The organism is Pseudomonas sp. UBA4194 (assembly GCF_002379585.1).
GTDB lineage: Bacteria > Pseudomonadota > Gammaproteobacteria > Pseudomonadales > Pseudomonadaceae > Aquipseudomonas.
Genome location: NZ_DFUE01000076.1, coordinates 55,845 through 56,929, shown reverse-complemented (window position 1 = coordinate 56,929; position 1,085 = coordinate 55,845). Strand labels below are relative to the sequence as shown.

Here is a 1,085-nt window from a genome sequence, read left to right as displayed (position 1 = left end):
TCGCCGCCTTCCAGCTCGCGGTGTTCATAGTCGGTGTAGCCGGCATCGACCTTGACCGAACTGAACGGGCCGTCCAGATCACGGACTTCCGAGGCGAAGGCGTAGTGATCCTGCTGCATGCGGATGCGCACATCTTCTTCGGCGGGGGAGCCGTAGTTGGAGTCGTAGTTGCTGTACGACAGTCCTGCATAGCCGTGATCCCAGGTGTAGGAGCCACCGACCGCGCCACCGTCCTGGCGACCGTCACTGTTGTTCAGGCGGTGCTTGCCGCCGTTGTCGTCGGGGTCTTCAGTGGCGCGTTGACGACTGCTGTGGGCATGGCCGGGAATGCGCAGGTCGTTGAACTCGCGGGCACTGGCGTCCAGATGCAGGGCGAAGGCGCCGTTGCCGGCTTCCAGCTTGCCGGCGCTGCTGCGGGTGGTGTCGGCGCCGCCGTAGCGCAGCTCACCGGCGCCGTGAATGCCTTCGATGGCTTCGGTGGGAATGCGGTTGTCGAAGCTGTTGACCACGCCGCCAATGGCATTTCCACCGTAGAGCAGCGCTGCCGGGCCGCGAACGATTTCAATACGGTCGGTGTTGACCGGGTCCAGCGGTACGGCGTGGTCGTAGGACAGCGAGGAAGCGTCCAGTGCGCCCACGCCGTTACGCAGCACGCGGATACGGTCGCCATCCAGGCCGCGGATGATCGGCCGGCTGGCGCCGGGTCCGAAGTAGGAAGACGACACCCCCGGCTGCTTGTTCAAGGTTTCACCCAGGCTGCCTTTTTGTTGCAGGGTCAGGCTATCCCCTTCCAGCACGGTGCTGGGCGAGGCAAGTTGGGCGCTGCCCAGCGGGTTGGCGGTGATTACCTGCGGTTGCAAGTCGATGGCGTAGGCGGGGGAGGCGATGAGCAGGGCAGCGGCGAGGGGCGTCAGCCCTCGAAACGAGGGGCGGGCGGTGACAACGGGCATCCTTCAGGTCCTTGAGATGTTACAAGATATTATTGTTATAACATAACACTTGGAATCGTGTAAGTCGTGCTCCTTGTACTGCTGTCCCATTCTTTTTCCATGCGCGCCATAGAGGCCCGGACGCGGCTTACGCCG

At 63.4% G+C, this 1,085-nt stretch carries 1 protein-coding gene; it reads right to left on the bottom strand.

Annotated elements, in window-relative coordinates:
• A partial coding sequence (locus tag B3397_RS18640; RefSeq protein ID WP_296252952.1) for a TonB-dependent receptor plug domain-containing protein occupies positions 1–950 on the bottom strand: 950 nt, incomplete at its 3' end.
• Positions 951–1,085 lie beyond the last annotated feature (135 nt).